The organism is Halocalculus aciditolerans (assembly GCF_014647475.1).
GTDB classification, from domain to species: domain Archaea; phylum Halobacteriota; class Halobacteria; order Halobacteriales; family Halobacteriaceae; genus Halocalculus; species Halocalculus aciditolerans.
Genome location: NZ_BMPG01000001.1, coordinates 981,058 through 1,004,282 on the forward strand (window position 1 = coordinate 981,058; position 23,225 = coordinate 1,004,282).

Annotated in this window: 25 protein-coding genes and 2 tRNA genes; 10 read left to right on the plus strand and 17 right to left on the minus strand. The window is 67.7% G+C overall.

The genetic code is table 11. The features are described 5' to 3' along the window. Window positions 1-50: 50 nt before the first annotated feature. The gene (locus tag IEY26_RS05030) at window positions 51-242 is read right to left on the minus strand and encodes a DUF1918 domain-containing protein (protein WP_188976451.1); all 192 of its coding nucleotides are present in this window, start codon (window positions 240-242) and stop codon (window positions 51-53) included. A 222-nt stretch (window positions 243-464) separates the two neighbouring features. Further along, a complete protein-coding gene (locus IEY26_RS05035) occupies window positions 465-1,286 on the minus strand; it encodes a hypothetical protein (protein ID WP_188976453.1) in 822 nt (273 codons plus the stop codon). Between the two features lie 87 nt (window positions 1,287-1,373). Between IEY26_RS05035 and IEY26_RS05040 the strand changes: the two genes are divergently transcribed. Both IEY26_RS05040 and IEY26_RS05045 read left to right on the plus strand, forming a co-directional pair. Beyond that, window positions 1,374-2,681, plus strand: a complete 1,308-nt coding sequence (locus tag IEY26_RS05040) for an ATP-binding response regulator (protein ID WP_188976455.1) — start codon at window positions 1,374-1,376, stop codon at window positions 2,679-2,681. A gap of 65 nt (window positions 2,682-2,746) precedes the next feature. Further along, window positions 2,747-3,337, plus strand: a complete 591-nt coding sequence (locus IEY26_RS05045; protein ID WP_188976457.1) for a HalX domain-containing protein — start codon at window positions 2,747-2,749, stop codon at window positions 3,335-3,337. A gap of 206 nt (window positions 3,338-3,543) precedes the next feature. Here the strand turns inward: IEY26_RS05045 and pyrI are convergent, their stop codons facing one another. Both pyrI and pyrB read right to left on the minus strand, forming a co-directional pair. Then, window positions 3,544-4,008, minus strand: a complete 465-nt coding sequence (gene pyrI, locus IEY26_RS05050; RefSeq protein ID WP_188976459.1) for an aspartate carbamoyltransferase regulatory subunit — start codon at window positions 4,006-4,008, stop codon at window positions 3,544-3,546. Continuing rightward, window positions 4,001-4,915 carry an aspartate carbamoyltransferase gene (gene pyrB / locus IEY26_RS05055; RefSeq protein WP_188976461.1) on the minus strand — a complete coding sequence of 305 codons (915 nt, stop codon included), beginning with the start codon at window positions 4,913-4,915 and terminating at the stop codon, window positions 4,001-4,003. Before pyrB ends, pyrI begins: the two co-directional genes overlap by 8 nt. Window positions 4,916-4,999: 84 nt before the next feature. On the opposite strand from pyrB, the gene IEY26_RS05060 reads away from it, so the two are divergent. From IEY26_RS05060 to IEY26_RS05070, 3 genes are all read left to right on the plus strand, one after another. Next, window positions 5,000-5,623, plus strand: a complete 624-nt coding sequence (locus tag IEY26_RS05060) for a MinD/ParA family ATP-binding protein (protein WP_188976463.1) — start codon at window positions 5,000-5,002, stop codon at window positions 5,621-5,623. A 25-nt stretch (window positions 5,624-5,648) separates the two neighbouring features. Continuing rightward, window positions 5,649-6,275: an RAD55 family ATPase gene (locus tag IEY26_RS05065; RefSeq protein WP_188976465.1), complete on the plus strand. Its 627-nt coding sequence runs from the start codon at window positions 5,649-5,651 to the stop codon at window positions 6,273-6,275. A 181-nt stretch (window positions 6,276-6,456) separates the two neighbouring features. Then, entirely contained in the window at window positions 6,457-6,882 is a 426-nt protein-coding gene (locus tag IEY26_RS05070; RefSeq protein ID WP_188976467.1) for an RNA-binding protein, read from the plus strand. Window positions 6,883-8,284: 1,402 nt separating this feature from the next. On the opposite strand, the gene IEY26_RS05075 is transcribed toward IEY26_RS05070, so the two are convergent. The 3 genes from IEY26_RS05075 to IEY26_RS05085 form a co-directional block, all read right to left on the minus strand. Further along, window positions 8,285-8,358: transfer RNA gene (locus tag IEY26_RS05075), tRNA-Thr, on the minus strand. Window positions 8,359-8,366: 8 nt separating this feature from the next. Further along, the gene (locus IEY26_RS05080; RefSeq protein ID WP_188976469.1) at window positions 8,367-8,861 is read right to left on the minus strand and encodes a GNAT family N-acetyltransferase; all 495 of its coding nucleotides are present in this window, start codon (window positions 8,859-8,861) and stop codon (window positions 8,367-8,369) included. After that, window positions 8,858-10,060, minus strand: a complete 1,203-nt coding sequence (locus tag IEY26_RS05085) for a phosphoglycerate kinase (protein WP_188976471.1) — start codon at window positions 10,058-10,060, stop codon at window positions 8,858-8,860. Before IEY26_RS05085 ends, IEY26_RS05080 begins: the two co-directional genes overlap by 4 nt. Before the next feature lie 103 nt (window positions 10,061-10,163). Here IEY26_RS05085 and IEY26_RS05090 point away from each other — a divergent pair, with 103 nt between their 5' ends. From IEY26_RS05090 to IEY26_RS05105, 4 genes are read left to right on the plus strand one after another with little or no spacing between them, the layout of a single operon-like run. Next, a complete protein-coding gene (locus IEY26_RS05090; protein WP_188976473.1) occupies window positions 10,164-11,282 on the plus strand; it encodes a branched-chain amino acid ABC transporter permease in 1,119 nt (372 codons plus the stop codon). Next, complete coding sequence (locus tag IEY26_RS05095; RefSeq protein ID WP_188976475.1) at window positions 11,279-12,580, plus strand: branched-chain amino acid ABC transporter permease; 1,302 nt, start codon at window positions 11,279-11,281, stop codon at window positions 12,578-12,580. The genes IEY26_RS05090 and IEY26_RS05095 overlap by 4 nt, the downstream gene beginning before the upstream one ends. After that, complete coding sequence (locus IEY26_RS05100; protein ID WP_188976477.1) at window positions 12,577-13,365, plus strand: ABC transporter ATP-binding protein; 789 nt, start codon at window positions 12,577-12,579, stop codon at window positions 13,363-13,365. The genes IEY26_RS05095 and IEY26_RS05100 overlap by 4 nt, the downstream gene beginning before the upstream one ends. Beyond that, entirely contained in the window at window positions 13,362-14,069 is a 708-nt protein-coding gene (locus IEY26_RS05105; RefSeq protein ID WP_188976479.1) for an ABC transporter ATP-binding protein, read from the plus strand. The genes IEY26_RS05100 and IEY26_RS05105 overlap by 4 nt, the downstream gene beginning before the upstream one ends. A gap of 138 nt (window positions 14,070-14,207) precedes the next feature. On the opposite strand, the gene IEY26_RS05110 is transcribed toward IEY26_RS05105, so the two are convergent. The 5 genes from IEY26_RS05110 to IEY26_RS05130 all read right to left on the minus strand — a co-directional run bounded on the left by IEY26_RS05110 (window position 14,208) and on the right by IEY26_RS05130 (window position 19,454). Next, window positions 14,208-14,999, minus strand: a complete 792-nt coding sequence (locus IEY26_RS05110; protein WP_188976481.1) for an aldo/keto reductase — start codon at window positions 14,997-14,999, stop codon at window positions 14,208-14,210. 473 nt (window positions 15,000-15,472) lie between these two features. Beyond that, the gene (locus IEY26_RS05115; RefSeq protein WP_188976483.1) at window positions 15,473-17,254 is read right to left on the minus strand and encodes a pentapeptide repeat-containing protein; all 1,782 of its coding nucleotides are present in this window, start codon (window positions 17,252-17,254) and stop codon (window positions 15,473-15,475) included. A 42-nt stretch (window positions 17,255-17,296) separates the two neighbouring features. Further along, window positions 17,297-17,572 carry a hypothetical protein gene (locus IEY26_RS05120; RefSeq protein WP_188976485.1) on the minus strand — a complete coding sequence of 92 codons (276 nt, stop codon included), beginning with the start codon at window positions 17,570-17,572 and terminating at the stop codon, window positions 17,297-17,299. Between the two features lie 45 nt (window positions 17,573-17,617). Then, a complete protein-coding gene (locus tag IEY26_RS05125) occupies window positions 17,618-18,865 on the minus strand; it encodes an ABC transporter substrate-binding protein (protein WP_188976487.1) in 1,248 nt (415 codons plus the stop codon). Between the two features lie 55 nt (window positions 18,866-18,920). Next, window positions 18,921-19,454 carry a CBS domain-containing protein gene (locus tag IEY26_RS05130; RefSeq protein WP_188976490.1) on the minus strand — a complete coding sequence of 178 codons (534 nt, stop codon included), beginning with the start codon at window positions 19,452-19,454 and terminating at the stop codon, window positions 18,921-18,923. Between the two features lie 120 nt (window positions 19,455-19,574). Here IEY26_RS05130 and udk point away from each other — a divergent pair, with 120 nt between their 5' ends. Then, window positions 19,575-20,234, plus strand: coding sequence for a uridine kinase (udk, locus tag IEY26_RS05135; protein WP_188976492.1), 660 nt, complete (start codon window positions 19,575-19,577; stop codon window positions 20,232-20,234). 3 nt (window positions 20,235-20,237) lie between these two features. Here udk and IEY26_RS05140 read toward each other — a convergent pair whose 3' ends face one another. From IEY26_RS05140 to IEY26_RS05160, 5 genes are all read right to left on the minus strand, one after another. Beyond that, entirely contained in the window at window positions 20,238-20,588 is a 351-nt protein-coding gene (locus IEY26_RS05140) for a DUF5785 family protein (protein WP_188976494.1), read from the minus strand. Window positions 20,589-20,852: 264 nt separating this feature from the next. Continuing rightward, window positions 20,853-20,935 (minus strand) — tRNA-Ser (locus tag IEY26_RS05145). A gap of 40 nt (window positions 20,936-20,975) precedes the next feature. Continuing rightward, complete coding sequence (locus tag IEY26_RS05150; RefSeq protein ID WP_188976496.1) at window positions 20,976-21,722, minus strand: type 1 periplasmic-binding domain-containing protein; 747 nt, start codon at window positions 21,720-21,722, stop codon at window positions 20,976-20,978. Window positions 21,723-21,761: 39 nt separating this feature from the next. Then, window positions 21,762-22,388 carry a uracil-DNA glycosylase gene (locus IEY26_RS05155; protein ID WP_188976498.1) on the minus strand — a complete coding sequence of 209 codons (627 nt, stop codon included), beginning with the start codon at window positions 22,386-22,388 and terminating at the stop codon, window positions 21,762-21,764. 48 nt (window positions 22,389-22,436) lie between these two features. Continuing rightward, a complete protein-coding gene (locus IEY26_RS05160) occupies window positions 22,437-23,207 on the minus strand; it encodes an NAD+ synthase (RefSeq protein ID WP_188976501.1) in 771 nt (256 codons plus the stop codon). Window positions 23,208-23,225: the final 18 nt, after the last annotated feature.

The window sequence follows — 23,225 nt, forward strand, 5'->3', positions numbered from 1 at the left end:
ACTCCACCAGCGTACGGACCGCAAAAACCGTCGGCTCGCCGCGACTCTCGTTACTCTTCGTCGACGTCGGCTTCCTCGAGGTTGTCCTCGGGGACGCCGGCCTCCTGCCCGTCGTCGAACGACACGGTGTAGTTCGCGTCGCCGAACATCGTCTCGACCTTCTGCGTGATCTTCCCGGTCTCGCCGTCGTACTCGGAGTGCTCGTCGTGCAGGACGACGTGGTCGCCTTCTTCGAAGCTCATACCTCCCCGTTAGACCACCCCGGAGAAAAGTGGCGTGATATCCGATTTCCACCCGACTCACTCACGCAGCGCTCCGCCTCCGACCACGTCGCCGACGCCGCACCGACCGCTCGCCTCGACGCGGTTCTCACTCCTCATCGTTTGTCAATCGCGCTGGCTCGCGTCCCGCCTCACTCACGCGAACTCCGGTCGTTCCGAACCGCGTCGTCCCTCCGAACCACGTCACTTCCACTCTTTCCCGTCTCTCGTCTCGGCGTCCATGCGGCGGAGGGCGGCGCGGGCGTTGGAGGCGTGGTAGCCGAAGTAGACGTCGTCGGCGTATTCGCCGGCGACTTCGGCGGCGTGGATGAGGTTTTCGACGTCGGGGTCGACAGCGTACAGTTCGACGGAGAACGGGATGTCGAGGGCGTCCCGGAAGCCGCGGCAGAGCGTTTCGAGCCAGTAGGTGGTGCCGTAGGCGGTGTCGTAGATGGGGACGACGAACTCGTCGACGTACTCGGAGAGGGCGTCGAGGTCGAGGCCGGCGCGCTCGTAGAGGTGACCGGGGTAGGGGTCGGGGTAGAGGGTGAGGTAGAGCTTTCCAGGAATTCGTTTGTCGGCTTCCTCGACGAACTCGGTGATGACGTCGGCTCGCCACGCCTGCCAGTCGTCGAACTCGCTCTCCGCGAAGGTGTCTTCGCAGCGGTCGCAGCGGCAGTATCCGTCGCGGGGGAAGCCGACGTCGTCGAGGCGGACGTCGTCGTTGGCGTCCGCGCAGGCTTTGACGACTTCGAGGAGCCCGTTCTTGTAGTGCCCGGCGCTCGGGCAGATGTAGCCCCAGTCGAAGAAGGTGCTGTCGCGGGTGGCGCGGTTGCCGTCGGCGTCGACGGGGACGAGGTCGGGGTCGGTTTCGGCGGTGGCGGTGTCGCCGAAGCAGGAGACCATGTTCACGGCGTTCGGCACGGGGTCGGTGTGGCGGCCGGTGACGTCCTTGACCTCGTAGAAGCCCGTGTCGAACTCCGCCCAGTCGAGTTCCTCGGCGTTCCGCGTGACGACGCCGTACATAGATTCTACTTGGGGTGCGGTCGGGGTAAGCGATTCGCTTCTCTGGAAAACGTTATACCGCCGGCTGACGGACTACGTGTCATTCCGATGTCTGTCGTCGTTCACGCGCGGACGGGGGCGTCCTCGCCGTCGTTCGACCCGTCCGGGTTCGGGGTGACGGTGAAACCCGCCGACTCCGTGGAGGGTGTCGTGGACGCGCTCGCCGCGAGCAGGGTGGACTGCGTGGTCTGCGCGGTCGACCCGGCGTCCGGGGACGGCCTCGACGTGCTGCGCGCGGTCCGCGACCGCGACCCCGCGCTCCCGGTGCTCGCGTACACGGACGCCGACGACGCCGAGGCCGCAGCAGAAGTGACGCGCGCCGGGGCGACCGAGTACGTCTCGGCGGAACGCCTCACTGACGCGGACGCGGCGCTTCGCGACCGAATCCGCGCGCTCACCGACGCCGGGACGCCGCTCGGCCCGGTCGTCGAGTCCTCGCCGGACCCGACGCTCCTCCTCGCGGGCGACTACACGGTCCGCTACCGAAACGCCGCCGCGGCCGACTTCGCACCCGCGACCGCAGTCGGTGACTCCGTCTTCGACGTGGTCCACGACGCGGACGCCGACGCGGTCCGCGCGGCCGCCGAGCACGGTGACTCGGACGGCTCGGTCGTCGTCCGGCTCCGCGACGGCGAGGGCGAGTGGCGGCGCGCGTCAGTGCGCGTCGCGGACCGCCGTGCCGACCGCCGCGTGAACGGGTTCGTCGTCACGATGCGGGACGCGAGCGACGCGGCCGTCGACGAGCACGTCGTCGCGCAGGCGGTCCACGACCTCCGCACGCCGCTCGCGACCGCGCGAACCTACCTCGACATCGCCCGGGACGACCCCGACCGCCTCGACGACGTCGACGCTGCCCACGACCGCCTCGAAACCCTCGTCGACGACCTGCGTACGCTCGCCACCGCGGGGCGCGCCCTCGACGAGCCGGAGCGCGTCGACCCCGCAGCCATCGCACGGGAGGCCTGGGAGACGTCCGGTGCGGCCGACGTGACGTTCGTCGTCGACACCGACCCCGACGAACTCGCCGGCGACCCGGAGCGCCTGCGCCGACTCTTCGAGAACCTCTTCCGGAACGCCTGCGACCACGGCGCGTCCACCGTTCGCCTCGCCGCCGTCGACGGCGGGTTCGCGGTCGAGGACGACGGCGACGGTATCCCCGAATCCGACCGCGACGCCGTCTTCGAACAGGGGTTCACGACGCGCGACGACGGCACGGGATACGGCCTCGCCATCGTCGAGGAGATCGCGGACGCCCACGGTCTGACTGCGCGCGTCGAGGAGAGCGCGGACGGCGGCGCACGATTCGTTTTCACCCGCGACACACATGTCGGCGGACGTGACGATAGTAAGTGCTAAGAGGTCCCAGCGCCGTCTGTGTGCATAGTGACAGCCCCCCACGGGCAGACCTATCAGGGGAATCCATGTCGAACTCGCAGTCGGACGTGACGCCGAACGAGAACCCCGAGATCCTGGTCGTCGAAGACGACGAAGCGCTCGCCGAAGCCATGGCCGTCTGGCTCGGTGCCGAATACGACGTGACGACGGCGACCGACGCCGCGACCGCGCGAGCGAGCGTCCACGACGGCCTCGACGCCATCCTCCTCGACCGAAACCTCCCCGACGCCTCCGGCGGCGACGTCCTCAGAGCCATCCGCGACGACGGCTACACCGTTCCCGTCGCCATGGTCACCGGCGTCGAACCCGACGCCGACGACGCCGCGCTCCCCTTCGACGACTACCTCGTGAAACCAGCGACGCGGAGCGACCTCACCGACCTCGTCGAACGCCTCCGGCGGCGCGGACGCTACGACGACGCGTTCCGCGACTACTACGCGCTCGTCACGAAACGCGCCACGCTCCGCACGTCCAACGCCGACGGCGAGCTCGCGGCGTCCACGGACTACCGGGAGCTAGAGACACGGATCGCGGAACGCGAACGCCGTCTGGACGACGCCGTCACGGCCATCGACGAACACGACGACGTCGCGGCGATTTTCGAGAAACTCTCCTAGTCGATGCGGTCGATGTCCTCGGGTTCGGCGTCCTCGCCGACGAGGACCTTCCAGATGAGGGCGATCAGGAGCAGTGCGACGGCGACTTTCACGATGGAGCGGGCCATATCCGAGTGAGTGTTCGCCTCCCCTATACGTCTTCGGGGATGTGAGCGAGAGTGTACGCGAGAATGCGAGCGGCGATGCGAGCGGCGGTCGCGCGACCGCTACACGTCGATGTGGGCGGTGAGGTCGTCGCGGATGATGGTCTCGCAGTACTCACAGCGCACGCCGTCGTCGAGGACGGAGAAGTCGGTGTCGACGGGTTCGCCGGCGTTCGTGATGCACTCGCGGTTCGGGCACTGGAGGATGCCGACGACCTCCGCGGGGCGGGTGACGCGGTTCTTCTCGACGACCTCGTACTCCCGGATGATGTTGATGGTGGCGTCGGGCGCGATGAGGGAGAGCACGTCGAGTTCCCCCTGGCTGAGCTCGCGGCTCTCGACTTTCACGACGTCCTTCTTCCCGAGGCGTTTCGACGGGACGTTCATCCCGAGACTCACCGTCTCGCCGCCGGTGCCGTCGATGCCGAGGATGGCGAGGACGTGGAGGGCTTCGCCGGCGGTGACGTGGTCGATGACGGTGCCGGAGCGAATCTTGTTGACGCGGAGTTCGGTGTCTGTGTCAGTCATCGGTCTGGAGGAGGCTGTCGAGGAGCGCCATGCGGACGGGGACGCCGTTGTGCGCCTGGTCGAAGTACGTCGCGTTCGAGGTGTCGTCGATGGCGGCCGAAATCTCGTCGACCCGCGGGAGGGGATGCATCACGGCGACGTCGTCCTTCGCGTCGTCGAGCGTCTCCGGCGTGATGCGGTACTGGCCGGCGACCTTCTGGTACTCGTCTTCGTCCGGGAAGCGCTCGCGCTGGATGCGCGTCACGTAGAGCACGTCGAGCGCGGGGAGGACGGCTTCTAACTCCTCGTGCTCGCGGACGTGCGCGCCGGCCTCGTGGAGGTCGTAGCGAACACTCCGCGGGAGTTTCAGGCTCTGCGGGCTGATGAAGTGCTGGCGGACGTCGAAGTTCGTGAGCGCGTGCGCGAGCGAGTGGACCGTTCGTCCGTACTTCAGGTCGCCCATGATACCGATGGTGAGGTCGTCGAGGCCCGCGTTCTCCCGAATCGTGTAGAGGTCGAGGAGCGTCTGACTCGGATGGTGGCCCGCGCCGTCGCCCGCGTTCACGAGCGGGACGTCGACGTGCTCGGCCGCCATCTTCGCTGCGCCCTGCTTCGGGTGGCGGAGGACGATGCCGTCCGCGTACCCCTCGATGACGCGGACGGTGTCAGCGAGCGACTCGCCTTTCTTCACGGAGGAGGACTCGACTGAGCCCATGTCGATGACGTCGCCGCCGAGGCGCTTCGCGGCGGTCTCGAAGCTCATCTTCGTCCGCGTGCTCGGCTCGAAGAAACAGAGCGCGAGGAGCTTCCCCGGGTGTCGGTCGCCCGCGGCAGACGGGTCGGCCGCGAACTCGCTCGCCCGGTCGAGGACGGTCTCGATGTCCTCCCGTGAGAGCTGTTTCGCGGTCAGGAGGCTACGCCCAAGCATTATCTATCCTCGTGGCCGGAGCCGCCTTGAATCTCCCGAAGCGCCCACGAACCTTTATCGCCGAGGCCGCGGCGAGACGCGGGTATGCTCGCTATCGCCGGTGGGAAGGGCGGCACCGGGAAGACGACGACGACGCTCGCGCTCGCGGCCGCCTACGGCCGACAACGCCGCCGCGTCCTCGCCGTCGACGCCGACGCGGACGCGCCGAACCTCCACCTCGTCGCCGGCGTCGACGCGGGCGAAGGCGTGCGCGCGCTCGCCGCCGGCCGCGACCCCCGGGCCGTCGCGCGACCCGCACCGGGGACGCCCGGCGTCTGGGTCGCGCCCGCCCGGCCCGGCGCACCCGTCGCGGACGCCCTCGACACACTCGCCGTCGACGAGAACGCGTCGGTCCTCGTCGACTGCCCGGCCGGCGCGGGCCCGGACGCCGTCGCGCCGCTCCGCGCCGCCGACCGCGCACTCCTCGTCACGACGCCAACCCGACACGCCGTCGCGGACACCGTGAAGACCGCGGCGATGGCGCGCGCGCTCGACACGCACGTCGCCGGCGTGCTCGTCACGAAGACCGACACCGTCCCCGACCGGCTCGCGCGGGCGTTCGACGCACCCGTCCTCGCCGCGGTCCCCGAAGCTACCCGCCTAATGAAAATTTCGGCCGCTCGGACAGTTTACGACGGTATATCGGGGTTCCTCGGGCCGAATCCTTAACTACGACCGAGCCGTGACTAGGAGCATGGCCGAGCGGCTCCCCACGGGGATCGACGTGCTCGACAGGGAGCTCGACGGCGGTTTCCCCGCCGGGAGCGTCGTCGCCTATCAGGACCCACCCGCGAGCCAGGGCGAACTCCTCCTCTACGAGCTCTCCATCCCCCGCCCCACCTACTACCTCACCGCCGACCGCACGGAGTCCGCCGTCGCCGACGCCTTCGAATCCTCCGCCGTCCCCGCCAACGCACCCGAGCTCACCTTCCTCCCCGAGGGCGCACCCCTCGACACCGGCCGCCGCGCCTTCCGCAACGTCCCCGAAGGCTCGACGCTCATCATCGATCCAGCCGACGCCCTCGAACGCACCGAACGCAGCCGCTACCAGACCTTCCTCTCCGAACTCCAGAACCACATGCGGAACACGAACAGCGTCGCGATCCTCCACTGCCTGAAGAGCGACCACAGCCCCGAACTCCGCGACACCACCGAACACATGGCCGACGTCGTCATCGACCTCCGCCAGACGGTCACCGCGAGCGACGTCGAAACCCGCATCTCCATTCCGAAACTCCGCGGCGGCCGCGCCCTCAGCGAGACCATCAAACTCAACCTCGGCGACCGCGTCCGGATCGACACCTCCCGGGATATCGCGTAGGTGGCTCGGAGCGAGCGCTAGCGAGCGAGAGCCACCGAACGAGCGAGCGGGGAGGAACGACCCGCGAGCCACAGCTAGTTCGAAGCGAGCGATAGCGAGGCGTGAGGCAGTCGGCGAGACCCACTGCACACGCGACCGGGGGACGCGGTCCTTTTACTGCTCGCGGTGTTATCGAGGAGTAATGGCTAGCGTTCCGTTCCACTACATCGACCTGCGGGCGTTCGCGTACGAGACGGAGGACGTCGAGCGGGTCGAGCGCGCGCTCCGGCATTTCCTGCCGGAGGAGTTCGAGTTGGAGGCGTCGGAGACGACGGGGCACAACGGCGACCGCATCCTGATTCTGTCGGCGCGCGTGGAGAACGCGGACGGGATGCGGGTGGTGTTGGACGCGATTCGCGAGGGCGCGGATCTGGAGACGGTACGCGAGCAGGTGCGGAATCGCGTGACGGAGAACTGCGAGTTCTACGTGCACTTCGACAAGCAGGAGGCCTACCGGGGGGCGAGTCGGCTCGGCGACGGCATCGTGTTGCGCGCGAAAGTGGAGGCGTATCCGGCGAAGCGCGAGGCGGCGGTCGAGAACGCGACGGACGCGCTCGCGGAGCAGTAAGCGTCGAAACGTAAAGAGCGGACGTCGACGATGGGGGAAAGGGGGGGAAGGGGGTATCGTCGACGCCCGGTATCGACAACGAGACCGGTTTCGGAACCACCGGTCAACTCGCGGTAACGGCTCCAGGGTGATAAGTATACGGTCCGTCCTGGGGGCGGTGTTTAGTTAAGCGAAAGCTGGCCGGTCAACCGCTTGTGGGTGGGAATTCGAAAGGGGCCGAGCGGTCGTGAGCCGAACCGACGCAAGCACGCCCGAAGGGCGGGTGTGGTTCGAAAGGCGCGACGCGCCTTTCGTCATCCCGCAAGACGCTTCGCGTCTTGCTTACGACAGCGAGGTGTAGGCCACGAGCGCGAGGGGGCTTTCGGTAACGCCGACGTCGCCGCCCCATTCGACTGAATCTGCCTAACTAAACACGACCGGTCTTATCGGGCTAAGTCTATCAGGTGGCTGGGGTTTTCTGGCGGGAGTTATCGCAGGGGAAGTTCTGAGCTTATTCACTGACGACACGTTTTCGTTCATCGTGAACGACACCGACACACCAGGGGTAGATTACCCCAGGATCGATGTTTTAGTTGATGACCATCACCATCCAAGTGTTGGTGATGGTATCGGCGTTGGTACGTATCAAGGTCATATGTGGAAAGATCCAGTTTTCATCGTAGTCTAATCTACCACCACTGTGGGGGTCCATCTCCCTCTTAGTATCCACGAAAAGACACAATAGCAGACGGTGTATTACTAACTAACAGGAGTACACCGATGACCATGATTCAGTCAATTATTCTCTACTCGCCCGGGATAGTTCTCGGATTCATTCTCGCTGTAATTAGCCTGACTGTGGGACCCAGAATTGAACAATGGTCCGGTCCTAAGACGATTGTGAAATTTCTGGGAATCGTCTTGCTCTCCACTATCGCTGTCGTATATACGAACGGGCAATACATGGCCGCGCTTTCGCTGATGTGTGGACTAATAATCGGTGTCACCGCGATTCTGCTGTTCCGCCATTTGAAGGGTTACTAAGATAAAGTGTCTATTCGATAGAATAACTCCCGTTCTATGTTTCCTTATTCCATAGCCGCCAACCATCAATAGAAGTCTCTGACTGCCGATCGCTGAAACACGAGACAGACCCAATTTGACTGGAGGTGCTATAGTTGATGCGGAGACCTACCGATTCCCGGATGGGCGGCCGAAGAAGACGGGCCGCGAACTCTTCGAGAGCGTCGCGGTGGTTCGCATCAACGAACGCTGCGTCGGGTCCTCCAAGGCGTCGACGACCTCGCCGAACGTCGCGGGGTCGGGCTTTAAGAGAACAGTCTCCCACTACGCGCGTGAGAGTCATGCCGAACACCCCGGCTGGGCGAAGAAGGTCGTCTGTGGCTCTGAACCTGAGCTTCTAAGCCAGTGGGGGGATTTGAACCCCCGATCTCTCGATTACAAGTCGAGCGCTTGAACCACCCAAGCGCCACTGGCGCGAGTGGCTATTCTCGGTCGGGGGTTGAGTTTGTGTCGGTTTCGGCGGGGCGTTCCATGAGGACGCGGTGGGGGGTGTAGCCGCGGGACTCGTAGAGGGCGCGGGCGTCGTCGTTGTCGGCCATGACGGAGATGGCGAGTGTGTCGACGTCGTCGTCGCGGAGGCGGGTTTCGGCGGCGTCGAGGAGGCGGGAGCCGATGCCGTCGTGTCGGTAGGGTTCGGTGACGTAGACGTTGTCGATGAGGCCGCGCGTGGCGTCCTCCTGGTAGAGGCCGGTTTCGACGTGGAACATGACGAACCCGACGATTTGGCGGGTTCGCGCGACGAGGAGGTTGTCGGTGACGATGTACTGGCTGACGACGTCGCGGGCGGTGGTGCGGTTGGGTTCGGCGAGGAGGTGGGTGCCGTGTTGGCGTTGGTCGGCGACGAGGTCGACCCAGAGGTCGAGGACGGCGTCGAGGTCGTCGGTGGTCGCGGGTTCGATAGTCGCCTCGGTGGTCATCTGCGGAGGGCGTCGACGGCGGGGAGGGTGCCGCCGGTGAGGATGGTGAGCGCCGCGCCGCCGCCGGTGGAGACGTGGTCGAACCCCTCGACGTCGAACTTCCGGATGGCGGCGGCGGTGTCGCCGCCGCCGACGATGCTGTAGGCGTCGCTGTCGGCGACGGCGGTGAAGAGGTCGCGGCTCCCGTCGCCGAAGAGGTCGTGTTCGAAGACGCCGGCGGGGCCGTTGAGGACGACGGTGCCGGCGGCGTCGAAGTAGTCGGTGTAGGCGGCGACGGTGGCGGGACCGATGTCCATCGCGGATTCGCCGTCGCGGGGCGGGAGGTCGGTCTTGGAGAGGACGACGCGTTCGCCGTCGCGTTCGACGGCGACGTCGACGGGGAGGTCGATGCGGTCGGGGTAGCGTCCGAGGAGGTCGGCGGCGCGCCCGATCTCGTCCCAGTAGCCGCGGTCGCGGACGAACTCCTCGCTGGCGGTGCCGATGTCGACGCCGGCGGCGAGGAGGAAGACGTTCCCGACGACGCCGGTGGTGAGGACGGTGTCGGCGAGGCCGTTTTCGAGGGCGTGCTCGGCGACGTCGATGGAGTCGGGGACTTTTGCGCCGCCGACGACGTAGACGCGGGGTTCGGGCGTGTCTTCGACGCTTCCCAGCACGTCGAGTTCGCGCTCCAGGATGCGCCCGGCGTACGCGGGGAGGCGTTCGGGGAAGCCGACGAGGCTCGGCTGGCTGCGGTGGGCGGCGGCGAACGCGTCGCTGACGTAGGCGTCGAGGGCGGGGGCGAGCCGGGAGACGAGGAAGGTCTCGGCGGCGCGCGCCGGCTCGAACTCCATGTACTCCTCGCTGTAGAAGCGCGTGTTCTCGAGGACGACGATTTCGCCGGGGTCGAGCGCGCCGACGGCGTCGCGGGCGTCGGCGGAGAACGTCCCGTCGCAGTAGGAGACGGGGGCGTCGAGGAGTTCGTCGAGGCGCTCGGCGTGCGCTTCGAGGCGGGCGAAGTCGTCGCCGCCGGGTCGGCCCTGATGGGCGAGGAGGGCGACGCGGCCGCCGCGCTCGGCGAGCTCGGCGATGGTTTCTCGATGCGCGCGGATGCGCGCGTCGTCTGTGAGGCCGCCGTCGGCGTCCACTGGACTGTTGATGTCGACGCGGACGCCGAGGGCCGCGCCGTCGACGTCGAGGTCGTCGAGGGTCCGAACCGGCATTACGGGGCACTGGGCGACGACCGGGCTTAGTCGTTACTGTCGCGTGCGCGGCAAAGAAAGCTTTAACCGGGCTAGTCACTCTCTGTCGTGTACAAGGTTACCAATGGCCGCAAATCCCTTAGAATCGTACATTTCGGAGAACTCGGTGCCCGCGCTGGTCCTCACCGTCTTCCTGGTCCTCGTCGGCGTCGGCCTCCTTCTCGACCTCGCCTTCCGGCTCGCCACCGACCCGAGTATCGTGTCGACGATGGCGACGTACACGTGGGACGGGCTCACGCTCGGCCTCGTCCTCGGGTTGGCAGGCGTCGGTCTCTCCATGACGTACAGCATTCTGAACTTCGCGAACTTCGCGCACGGCGACTACCTCACGACCGGCGCGTTCGCCGGCTGGGCGACGACGTGGGCGATCGCGGGCTTCGGCTCCGCGGACCTCGGCAGCCTCATCCTGCTCGGCGCGGGCGGCGACACCTACGCCAGTGACGTCGGCGTGAACGTCCTCGCCGCGCCGCTCGGCATCGTCGCCGGCCTCGTCGTCGCCGTCGTCGCGACGATACTCCTCTCGCTGTTCATCGACCGCACCGTCTTCAAACCGCTGCGGAGCGCGGAAGGCATCACCGTCCTCATCGCCTCTATCGGTGTCGCGCTCGCGCTCCGGTACGTCATCGTTCTCGTCTGGCAGCAGTCGAAACGCGGCCTCACCAGCGGCGAGACGAACGCGTTCACGTGGACGCGCGGCAGCGAGACCCTCCTCCAGATCTCCTGGAGCGACATCACGCTCGTCGTCATCACCGTCGGACTGATGCTCGGCATCCACCTCCTCTTGCAGACGACGAAGCTCGGGAAGGCGATGCGCGCCATGGCCGACAACGAGGACCTCGCGCGCATCACGGGTATCCCGACGGAGCGCGTCGTCACGTGGACGTGGATCGTCGGCGGCGGCCTCGCGGGCGCGGCCGGCTACCTCATCGCGCTCAAACAGGGGACGCTCGGCTACAACCTCGGCTGGCTCCTCTTGCTCCTCATCTTCGCCGCCGTCATCCTCGGCGGCATCGGGAGCGTCTACGGCGCAATCGGCGGCGGCCTCATCATCGGGCTCGCCGCGAAGGTGAGCCTCCTCTGGCTCCCCGAGAGCTCGTTCGCCCGGCCGACCGCGTTCCTCGTCATGATTCTCATCCTCGTCCTGCGCCCGCAGGGCCTCTTCGCAGGGAGGGAGACAGCATGAGCGACGAACCGTTCATCGACCGGGCCGCAGAACGCCTCGGCGGCGACCTCGGTCTCGTCATCGCGTTCTTCGTCGGCATCTACGCGCTGTACATCGCGTTCGGCCTCCTCCTCGGATACGGGGCGAACGGCACGGCGAACGCGCTCCGCCGCATCACGTTCCTCGCGGCCGTCTACGCGCTCGCCGTCCTCGCCCTGAACCTCCACTGGGGGTACACGGGCCTGTTCAACATCGGCGTCGCCGGCTTCATGGCCGTCGGCGTCTACACGATGGCGATGGTGAGCGCCGCCCCCGTCCCGGGTGCCGCTGCAGGCTCCTTCCAGGGCGGCCTCGGACTCCCGCTCTGGGTCGGCATCCTCGCCGGCATGGCCGCCGCCGGCCTCTTCGGGGCCGTCGCGAGCCTCCCCGCGCTCCGGTTGCGCGCGGACTACCTCGCCATCGTCACCATCGGTCTCTCCGAGATCGCGCGGTTCACCTACCAGTCGACGACCTTCCAGCCGTGGACGGGCGGCGGGAGCGGGTTCACCCTCGACTCCACGCCCGCGTCCGTCGTCGCCGACCTCTCGCCGAACGTCGCAGTCGGCGGCGTCAGCGCCCCCGTCGTCAACGGGTGGTTCTACGCCATCTTCCTCCTCGTGATGGTCGGCGTCTTCTACTGGTTCCTCGCGCGCGTCGCGAACTCGCCGTTCGGCCGCGTGCTCGCCGGTATCCGCGAAGACGAGGAAGCGACGCAGAGCCTCGGGAAGCACACGCCGAAGTTCAAGATGAAGTCCTTCGTCGTCGGCTGTGCGTTCATGGGTCTCGTGGGCATCCTCTGGCAGGGCTCCCGCGGGTTCATCAACCCGACGACGTTCAAACCCCAGGTGACGTTCTTCATCTGGATCGCCATCATCATCGGCGGCGCGGGGTCGAACACGGGGAGCGTCCTCGGCGGCGCGCTCTTCGCCGGCCTCCTCTTCGAGGGGCCGCGCTACGTCGCGAACGTCCTCTCCGAGTTCCTCGCGCTCCCGTCCAGCCCGGACACCATCCTCCAGGCCTTCGGCGGCCCCGGCGTCTTCCTCTCCTACTTCATGAACAACGTCGGCCCCATCCGCCTCATCCTCACGGGCGTCGTCCTCGTCGTCCTGATGCATCGGCGGCCCGACGGCCTCCTCGGCCACCGTCAGGAGCCCGCCGCCGCCGTCAACATCCTCGGCGACCGCGGGGACGAATCGCGCTCGACGACCACCGGCGAAGCGCTCGCCACCGACGCGACCGACGACGACGCCACCGAGGGGAACGGGGGTGAGTCGAAGTGAGCGATTCTCCCACTGACGTCGTCCTCGACGTCGACTCGCTGGAGAAGCATTTCGGCGGCATCACCGCCGTCGACGGCGCGTCCTTCGGCATCGAGCGCGGCGAGTTCACGGGACTCATCGGGCCGAACGGCGCGGGGAAGTCCACGACGTTCAACTGCATCGCCGGCACGCTCTCGCCCTCCGCGGGCACCGTCACCTTCGACGACACGGACGTCACCGGGATGGAACCCTACCAGGTCGCGAACCAGGGGCTCGTCCGCACTTTCCAGATCGCCCGGGAACTCTCCGAGATGACCGTTCTGGAGAACCTCATGCTCGCCCCGCCCGGACAGGAGGGCGAGAAGCTCTGGAAGGCCGTCACGCCGGGCGTTCGCTCCGGCGTCGTCGACCAGGAGTACGACGTCCGCGAGCGGGCGTGGGAGATGCTGGAGTTCTTCGACATCGACCACCTCGCGCGCGAGCAGGCCGGGAACCTCTCCGGCGGACAGCGGAAACTCCTCGAACTCGCTCGCGCGCTCATGACGGAGCCGGAGATGCTCCTCCTCGACGAGCCGTTCGCCGGCGTCAACCCGACGCTCCAGAACAAACTCGTCGAACACCTCCACGACCTCATCGACGACGGCTACACCGTCCTCATCGTCGAACACGACATGGACGTCATCATGAACAACTGCGAACGCGTCATCGTCATGCACCAGGGCCAGATACTCGCGGACGGCACGCCGGCGGACATCAAAGGCGACGAACGCGTCATCGACGCGTACCTCGGGGGTGACGCGGAGTGAGCCTCCTGGCGGTTCGCGACCTCGACGCGGGGTACGGCGAAGACCTCCAGATTCTCCACGGCGTCGACATAGACGTCGCGGACGGCGAGTACGTCACCATCGTCGGGCCGAACGGCGCGGGGAAGTCCACGGTGATGAAGTCCGTCTTCGGCCTCACCACCCACATGGGCGGCTCCGTCACCTTCGACGACACGGACATCACGGGCATGCCGCCCGAGGAGGTCATCTACGAAGGCCTCGGCTACGTCCCGCAGAACGACAACATCTTCCCGACGCTCTCGGTGCGCGAGAACCTCGAGATGGGCGCGTACATCCTCGACGACGTCCCGCAGGACGCCCTCGACGCCGTCTTCGAGCGCTTCCCCATCCTCGACGAACGCCAGTCCCAGAAGGCCGGGACGATGAGCGGCGGGCAACAGCAGATGCTCGCGATGGGCCGCGCGCTCATGCTCGACCCCGACCTCCTCATGCTCGACGAGCCGAGCGCCGGCCTCGCGCCCGACCTCGTCGACGACATGTTCGACCGGATCGACGAAATCAACGACGACGGCACGGCGATACTCATGGTCGAGCAGAACGCCAAGGAAGCCCTGCAGCGCTGTGACCGCGGCTACGTCCTCGCGCAGGGCCAGAACCGCTACATGGACGAGGGCGACGTCCTCCTCGCCGACGAGGAGGTCCGCCAGCAGTTCCTCGGCGGCTAACCCACGCGGCTCTCACGGCGCTCTCGACGCTTTTTCGAAAAAGAACGAATCGAACGAACCACCCTGGAGGCAGCCGGTCACCCGTTCACGAGCGTATGCGCCGGGCGCGCTTCGCGCGGCCGAGCGCAGCAGACGACGCTACCAGGGCGTGCCGTCGAAGTCGACGATGCGCTCTTCCGCCTCGATGCCGTCGATTTCGTCGACGTCGTCGGCGTCGAGGTCGATGTCGAGGCTCTCGTAGTTCTCGCGGATGTGCGCCTCGCTGCTCGCCTTCGGGATGGCGGTGACGTTCTTCTCGCGGAGCCACGCGAGCGCGACCTGCGCTTCGGTCGCGCCGTGTTTCCGGGCGACGGCTTCGAGTTCGGGGACGCCCTCCACCTGATTCCGGGCGATGGGACAGTAGGCGACGAGGTGGTGGTCGTGCGTGCGGGCGTACTCGCGGAGCTCCTCCTGCTGGAGGAGCGGGTGCATCTCGACTTGGTGGGCGAAAATCGGCGAGTCGAGGTGGTCGCGCGCCTCGTCGAGGAGGTCCAGCGTGAAGTTCGAGAGGCCGACGTGGTCGATGACGCCGTCGTCGCGCAGGTCGTCGAGCGCCGCGAGCGTCTCCTCGGGGTCGTAGGAGTCGAGCGGCCAGTGGACGTAGAGGAGGTCGACGGAGTCGACGCCGAGGCGGTCGAGGCTCGCCGCGGTGCTCTCGATGACGTCGTCGTACGCGAGGTTGTCGGTGTCGAGCTTCGTCGCGAGGAAGACGTCCTCGCGCGGAACCGTGGACTCGGCGATACCGCGGCCGACGGCCGCCTCGTTGTCGTACATCTGCGCCGTGTCGACGTGCCGATACCCGACGTCGAGGGCGGTCGAAACCGCGTCCGCGCATTCGTCCGGGTCGGTGTTCTGGTAGGTGCCGAGACCGAGATCGTGGATTCGAGCCATACGAAGAGCGTGCGGACGGCGCGCCCTTACCGTTTCGGCTAGCCGACCGCTCGCGCTGACGAGGTCCGCGCGCCTCCTGTGCTGCGCGCTGGCCCGCGTGTCGTTCGCGCGAGCGATAGCGAGTGCGAGCAGCACGTCGCGGAACGCGACCGAACGAGCGAGCGCCGCAGGCGCGAGCAGGGAGGAACTCCGTTCCGACCGCGCTCCCGCTCGTTCGCTCCCGTCACCGGAACGCGGTTCTCACTCTTCGCTCCCTGCGGTCGACTCACGGCTCCCGTTGGTCGCCGTTCGTTCCTGCGCGGCTCTCACTCGACCGCCTTCGGCGGCCTCGTTCCGAACCGCGTCGTCGCTCCGAACGCGCCGATTCGACTCCGGTCCGCGCGCTAGCTCGCGTGTCGCTCACGTTCGTTCGCTCCCGCTCGCCTTGACTCGGTTCTCCTTCGGTCGCGTTCGCTCCCTCAGTCCGAACCGCGTTATCTGTGAACGGCCCGGGTGAGCGTGAAGAGGAAGAGCGCGGAGAGGAGGACGCCGACGAGGCTCTCCGAGACGGCGATGAGGCGGACCTGCCAGGACGGGAGGACGGCGGCGGGGTAGTAGACGATGGTGGTAAACGCCTCGCCGGAGAGGAGGATGTAGTCGAGGGCGACGGGGGCGTGCATGACGGCGTCCGGCGTCGTGCTCCCCTGTTCGAGGGTCGTGCCGGCGGCGCGGAAGCCCGCCCAGAAGAGGCCGGCGTACGCGAGGATGACGCCGAACATCACGCCGACGAGGCGATGGGGGTCTTCGGCGTACTCGCAGGTCCAGTCGAACGCGCGGTTGTAGGAGTGGGTGAGCGTCGCGCGGAGCCACTCGCGCGGCCCGCCGGCGTCCTTTCGGCGGTCGCGGGCGCGCTGGCCGCGGGCGCGCATCTCGCGGACGAAGAACCCGGACTGACAGCGGCCGTCGCCGATCCTGTCCGCGCCGGCTTTCGCCTTCATGTAGGTGAGTTCCTCCTCGCGCGCGGTGAGGTCGACGGGGGCGACGTCGGTGGCGACGTCGAAGCGGTGGATGCGGTAGTCGGGTTCGAGTCGCGGCCGGTAGGTGGTGAAGTCGAAGCCGTCGAAGGTCGTGTTGACGAAGCGGAGGAAGTCGATGGCGTCGTTCGCGGGCGTGCCCTGGGCGTCGACGTCGCCGAGGCGGCCCTGACGGAAGTCGAAGAGGAGGCGGCCTTCGCGGGGCTGGTGGAGGACGCCGCCGCGGATGGTCGTCCGGTCGCAGGAGACGTAGGTGTCGAGGTCGGCGTCGGCGGGCGCGAATCGGAACTGCTCGCCGCAGCTCGCCTGGTCGAGGACGACCTCGCCGTAGATTTCGGCGTCAGTGAAATCCACGTCGGCTTCGAAGCCGGCGTCGGCGAAGTCGACGCCGTCGGCGAACGTCACTTCGGTGAAGTCGAGGGATTCCTCGGCGGTGACGCGGCGGAAGTCGGGCGCGTCGGCGAACGTTGTGGCGGTGTCGGTGCGGCCGCCGAACTTCACGGGGCCGGCGAAGCGCGAGTTCCGGAAGGAGGTTTCGCCGTCGAACGCGGCGGCTTCGAAGGTGGCGATGGCTTCGACGACGGAGCCGGCGAAGTCGGCGTCGGCGGTGAAGTGCGCGCCGCGGAAGAACACGCGGTTCTCGAAGAGCGCGCCGCGGAACTGCGCGGGGCCCCCGAAGTCGGTGTCGGTGAAGACGGCGTCTTCGAGGAAGGTCGCGCCGGCGTCGAACGCGGCGGCGTCCTCGAAGGTGGCGCGTGCGAACACCACGCCGCCTTCGAACTTCGTCGTGGAGGCGGAGACGATACCGCCGAACGTGCAGTCGACGAAGGAGACGTCGGTGACGAACCGCGTGCCATCGAGGCAGACCTGACCGTGGACGGTCGAGCCGTCGAAGATGAGTTCGGCGACGACGTTCGCGCTGTCGATTCGGAGGTCGCCGTCGACCGTGACGTCGGTGAGGCGGACGGGGTAGGCGTGGTCGGATTCGACCGTGACGTTCCGGGCGTCGAGCGTCCCGAAGTGCGCGCCGACGAACTCGTTGTGGCGCTGCGTGTCGTCGCGGACGCACGCGAGGAGGCGCTCGGAGACGTCGGCATCGGTGAGGCCGACGGCGTCGTACTCGCTCGGCGGCAGGTGGAAGGCGCAGACGTCGCGGCCGGTGACGGCGTCGTGCGGGCACGACCACTCGCTGTCCGCCGAGTCGTGTACGTACGCGCAGCGACCGCCGGTACCCGCGTCCATTTTTTCGAGACTACAAGCCCGGTATGGAAAACGGTTTGGGCCTCACCGCCGGCTCGTGACGGCTGCGAGGAGTCGCGCGGGGAGGCGGATGAGCGTGAAGACAATCACGTACAGCATCGACCCGAGCGCGGCTGTGAGCGTGCCGAGCGTGACGAACGCGAACGAGAGGACGCCCGCGGCGACGCCGAGCAGCTGTCCGAACACGCCGTCCGCGGGCGTCGCGTCCTCCTCGAGGAACGGGCGGAGCGCGCGATAGGGGCGAACGGCGAGTGTGCGGACGAGGCGGCCGGCGACCGCCGCGGGTGGCGGGAGCTCCATACGTCGACTCGACGCGCGCCGCGTAAAAGAATCGGTGGGGTCGTACTACTGGTCGAACTGGATCTCCGCGAGCGTCTCGATGACGCCGTCGCCGAAGCCCCAGTACTGGTAGGTGACGGCGCTCATGTCGCCGTTCTCGTCGAAGTCGACGGAAGAGGACGCGCCGCTGTAGTTCACGCGGTTCCCGTCGAGGACCTCGGAGATGCCCTCGGCGATGTTGTCCGGACCGACGTCGGTCGCGCCGTCCGCGGGGTTCGCGACCATCCGCATCGACTCCTTGACCGCGGAGCCGGTGTTCTCGCCCGCGTGAGCGTTCGCGAGAATCATCACCATCGCCGAGTCGAAGCTGTGCGGGGTGAAGACGGTCGGTTCGGAACCGTACTCGTCTTTGTACTGCTGGGTGAAGAAGTCGTTCGCCGGGCCGGACGGGAGCGGCGCACTCCCCTTCGCGTTGTCCATCGGGTTCCCGACCTTCGACGGCATGCTCGCCTCCGCCATCCCGTCCGTGAGGAGGATGTTGTGTTCGCCGGAGAAGTTCGAGTAGTAGTCCTTGAAGAGCTGGACGCCGGACTCCGGGTAGCCGACGACGATGAGGGTGTCGGGGTTTCCGGAGAGCGCGCTCTGGAGCCGCGACGTGTACGAGGACTGCCCCTTCTCGAAGGAGACGGTCTGCTGGACCGTCCCCCCCTTGTCCTCGAACGCGCCGACGAACGCGTCGGAGAGCTGCTGGCCGTAGTCGTTGTTCACGAACATCGTCGACGCCGTCCGGTCCTCCTGGCGCTCGTAGGCGATCTGCGCGAGCACGCGGCCCTGGAGCGCGTCGCTCGGCGCGGTGCGGTAGACGAGGTCGTTGTCGTCGAGCGACGTGACGCTCGGCGCGGTGCTGGACGGCGAACTCCCGACGACGTTGTTCGGGATGAACACCTGCTTACAGACCGGGAGGTTGACGCCGGAGGACGCCGGCCCGTTCACCATCGGGTAGCCCGCGTTCACGAGCGAGTTCGCCGCGCTCACGCCCTGTGAAGGGTCTGTCTGCGTGTCTTCCGACTGCGTGTCGACCGTGATGTCGACGTCGGCGTCGTTCACGATGATCGCCGCGAGCTCCCCCGCGTCGCGCATCGGTTTGCCGAGGCTCCCGAGGTCGCCGGTCTCCGGGAAGAGCAGACCGAGTTTCACCGAACGACCGCCACTCCCCCCGCCACCGCCCGAGCAGCCAGCGAGCCCGGTGAGACCCACTGCCCCGGCCGCACCGGTCGCTTTCAAGAACGAGCGTCTGTTGGTATCGTACGCCATACCAACAAGGAGCACTCCGGTTCGATATAAAGCTGCCCCCTTCCGGGGTTTCGGCTCAGACGGCGTGGCAGTCGGCGCAGACGAGCTGGCCGTTGACGTTCGAGAGCGACCCCGCGAGCGACCCGCAGACTTCGCAGATACTCTGCGTGGAGAACGCCCCGTCCTGACCGCCGTCCGTCGCCTCGGCGCGCGCGCTCTGCGTCGGATTGAGCGGCTCCCGCGGCTCTGCGCCCGCGTCGACGAGGTCGCGCGCCTCCACGAGCCCCCGCACGCCCTCGTCGTCGCGGACGACGACGTAGCCGACGCCCGTCTGCCGGACGACCTCCGCGGCCTCGCTCACCGCGGCGTCCGGCCGCACGGCCGTCGGCGGCGCGCCCATCGCGTCCGCCACTGTCACCCCGTCGAGCGCTCCGACGTGGTCGAGCACGTCGCTCGCGGTCAGAAGGCCGACGACGGACTCGCCGCGGAGGACGAGCGCCGCGTTCGCGCCCTCCGACCGTAACACGTCTACCGCGCCCGCGAGGTCGTCCGATTCACTCACGCCCACGAACCGCTGACTCGCGACGTCACGCACTGCCAGTTGTGTCATGATTCAACGTACCACGCTCTCCGGCAAAAGCGTGTCCCCGGTAGGCTTAACCCCCGCCACGACCATCCGCCACGCTCGAAAGCGAGGGATTCAAACGCGTCTCGCCGCTCTACACCATCGATGACTCTCCCGTCGTTCGCCATCGGCATCGCCGGCGGAACCGGTGCCGGCAAAACCACTGTCGCCCGCGAAATCACCGAGAACGTCGGTGAATCAGTCACCCTCATCCCCCTCGACAACTACTACGAAGACCTCTCCCACCTCGACTTCGACGACCGGAAAGACGTCAACTACGACCACCCCAACGCCTTCGAGTGGGACCTCCTCAACGACCACCTCGACCGACTCCTCTCCGGACAGGCCATCGAGATGCCGCAGTACGACTTCACCGAACACCTCCGGCGCGACGACACCCTCCACGTCGAACCCACCGACGTCATCGTCCTCGAAGGGATTCTGGCCCTCTACGACGACGACATCAACGACATGCTCGACCTCCACATCTACGTCGAAACCGACGCCGACGTCCGCATCCTCCGCCGCATCGAACGCGACGTCGTCCAGCGCGGCCGCGACCTCGAAGGCGTCATGGACCAGTATCTCTCCACGGTCAAGCCGATGCACGAACAGTTCATCGAACCCACGAAGAAGAGCGCCGACATCATCATCCCCGAAGGCGCGAACAAGACCGCCGTGACGCTCCTCGAGGAGAAAGTCCACGCGGAAACCCGCGGCCTCGACGCCTGGGTCGACCAGGAAGCAGACGGCCTCGGGAACTGACCCTTACCGCGTCGTAGTCGTCTCCGACTCCTTCCCCTGCGGGTGGTACTCCCAGAGGTCACCGCGCCGCATCCCCTTCCCCGTCTCGTGGTGGAACTCGACCTTCGTCTCGAACTCCTCGGACTCCACGTGCTCGAAGATGTCCGCCACGCTCACCACCTTCCGGTAGTTCAAGCGCACCGGATGATCGCCGAACTCCTCGACGAACTCGGACTTCTCCAGCGGGAAATCCTCCCCCTCGTCGACCTTCTTCGACAGCACCGCCATCCCGTACTTCCGCCCGCCTTCGCTCCCTTCCTCGCCGTCGGGGTCGTGCGGCCAGTCCTGGCCGGACTCGTCGTACATATCGTCCATACCTCGAACTTACGGGCAGGACCCAAAACGGTTTCTCCTTCGGAAAGCCCACTCACCCGACCCGACGTCGACGACAGCTCCGTGAAACCGACCGGAGCCGCGCCGGCCGCCGCTACGCCCGTTGGGTTCGGTAGGATGCCGTGAGGCGGGATTTGAACCACAGTCGCGAATCTCCGATTCGCTCCCTGATGCAGATCCCGGCGTGACGATTTCCGCTCACGGGGGACGCCCAGTCGTGACTGCGCGTCTCAGTTCTCCAGAATGCGGTGAGGCAGGGATTTGAACCCTGGAGGCTGAAAGCCACCGGTTTTCAAGACCGGCGCAATAGGCCGCTCTGCCACCTCACCACGAGTACGTATTTGCAGGTGGGTGGTTTCAGACTGTCGGTTAGTCGGAGTGTCGGGTGACGGTGCGGTCGTCGGTGACGTGGAGGCCGAGGTCGTCGACGACGGCGGCGGTGTGAGTGGGGACGCGGCGGCCGGCGCGTTCGCGGGCGGAGAGGAGGGGGAGGAGGTCGGCGAGGCCGGCTTCGTCGGTGACGACGGGCGAGGCGGGGGCGAAGTCGGTGTCGAGGCCGGCGTCGGCGGCGCGCGCGGCGAGGGTGTCGACCTCCGGGGGGTGGTAGGCGTCGGCGAAGTCGAGGGTGTCGGCGAAGCCGGCGTAGTGAACGCGCCCGCGCTGGCTGGGACCGAGGACGACGTCGCAGCGGCGGAGTTTCATCGCGGCGGAGTCGAGCGTGGTGTGGTCGAGGAGGGGAGCACGGGGGTCGACGGCGGCGACGCTGGCGGCGTCCTCGTCGCGGAGGAGGTGGGTGACGGTGTTGCCGACGCGCGCGGCGTGCGTGCTGCCGACCTGGACCTCGAAGCGGACGTCGTCGAGGTCGGGGAGGGCGTCGGCGGCGAGCGCGCGGACGCCGGCTTCCGCGTCGACGCCCTCGTACTCTTCGGGGAGGAGGTCGGTCGGGCGGTAGTTGACGAGGAGGTCGCCGCCGCTGGCTGCCGCGGCCGCGATGGCGTCTCTCGCCATGGCGGCGTAGAGGTCCGCGGCTTCCGCGTCGCTGAGGAGGTCGTCGGTGAGGTCGGGGAGGACGAGTCCCGGTCGGGGCGGGTCGACGAGCACGGCGTGAACGGTCATGTCTGGTCCTCGGAGTGCGGCGGCCTTGAAAGCCCCGCGTCAGCGCCCGCGGCGTCCCTTCGTCTGCCGGTAGTCGGTGTCGAGGATGTCGGAGACGGCGTCGACGAACGCGTCGGCCTGCTCGTCGGTCAGCTCCGCGGGGTGAATCATCGGGACGAGCTCGAACCCTCTCCCCCTGATGCGGTCGGCGTGGTGTGCGACGACGTCGAGGTCGGCCACCGGCGTGGTGGTGTACTCCTCGCCGATGGCGGCGAGCGCGCGCTCCCCGACGGGCACGATGATCTCGGGGTTAATCATCCGGATTTCGGCGTTCAGGAAGGGCTCGCAGGCGACGACCTCCGGGTCCGCGGGTTCGGTCGGGGCGTGGCAGCGCGCGAGGTAGGTGAGGAAGGCGTTGTCGAGTTCGGGGTCGGTGCTCGACGGGAGCGAGCGGTTGAAGCCGAGCCGGCCGAGCATGTCCTGGAGGCGCTCGCCCGCGGGGTCGCCGGTGAAGGGAACGCCGGCGGCTTCGGCGGCCGCGCTGGGGGCGTCGCCGACGAAGACGAAGTCCGCGCCGACGTCGCCGTAGCCGTGGACGACGCGCTCGCGGTTGGCGGCGCGCGCGCAGTTCTCACAGGCTTCGTCCATCCCGAACGGGTTCCCCGGGCTCTGCTGGTCCGCGTCCATACCGACTGCTCTCTCGGCCACGGGGTTAGGCGTTACCGAACGCCGGCGTCACCGGATTCCCGGCGTCGGCGGCCGACGGCGCTTGTGCGCGCTCGCCTCGTGCAGCTCGACGAGGTGTTCGACGGTGGCTTCGTCGACGCCGGCGGCCGCGGACGCCCCCGCGGTCGAGCGGTCGTCGTCCACGTACGCGCGGAGCACGGGGTCGATGTCCTCGTAGGGCACCCCGATTTCTGCTTCGTCCGTCTGGCCTTCCCAGAGCTCGGCGGTCGGCGTCTTCTCGACGAGCTTCTCGGGGAGGTCGAGGTGGCGAGCGAGGTCGCGGACCTCCGTCTTGTAGAGGTCGGCGAGCGCGGCGACGTCGACCGCGCCGTCGCCGTACTTCGTGTAGTAGCCGAGGAGGTGTTCCGAGCGGTTGTCCGCGCCGAGCACGAGCAGGTCGCGGTCGTTCGCGTACTCGTACCAGAGCACCATGCGGACGCGCGCGCGAACGTTCCCGACCGTCGTCTTCGACGGCTCTCCGGGGAGCGCGTCGACCGCCGGCTCGACGAGCGGTTCGATGCGGTGTTCCGCGCAATCGACGCCGAGGTCCTCGCACAGTGCGCGGGCGTCACGCGTGTTCTCGGGGTCGGTCGGCGCGCCCGGCATCAGGAGGCCAGTGACGTTCTCGACGCCGACGGCGGCCGCGGCGAGCGTGACCCCGACGGCGGAGTCGAGGCCGCCGCTCACGCCGAGCACGTAGCCGCTGGCGTCCGCAGCGTCGCGTCTCTCGCGGAGGAACTCGCGAATCCTGTCGGCGGCGTCGGCGACGTCGACCGGCATCGGTTCGGTTGTCGTTCC